The organism is Bacillus sp. SIMBA_005, from assembly GCF_046535585.1.
Classification (GTDB): Bacteria; Bacillota; Bacilli; order Bacillales; family Bacillaceae; genus Bacillus; species Bacillus pumilus.
Map to the genome: position 1 here is coordinate 1 of NZ_JAWRWI010000182.1, position 310 is coordinate 310.

General features: G+C 48.7%; 1 pseudogene. It reads right to left on the bottom strand.

The features are described 5' to 3' along the window. Positions 1-310: pseudogene (locus SB660_RS19670) on the bottom strand (hypothetical protein); the annotation flags it as partial.

The following is a 310-nucleotide window of genomic DNA, read 5'->3' on the forward strand; positions in this document are numbered from 1 at the left end:
GAAGTCAAGTGACCCTTCTTGTTTCCTTTCCTGATAATGCCCGGGCTGCCGTAGAAAGGCGGTACAATGAGCAGATCTTCCACTGTTATTTGACTGAAATCAGGACAGCGGCCAGACTGTGCTGCATAATAAACAACTTGATCAATCTCTTCAGTATGAATCACAGAAACCGCCCCATTGCCTTGTCCATATTGATTTCGCACAGGTGAGACACTGACGAGTAGCGTAACGGTTCCCTGCAGGCGCACTGCAAATTGAACACCGACCTCATCAGGCTCTGGCCCCGTTTGAATTAAGCAACGGTCACTGA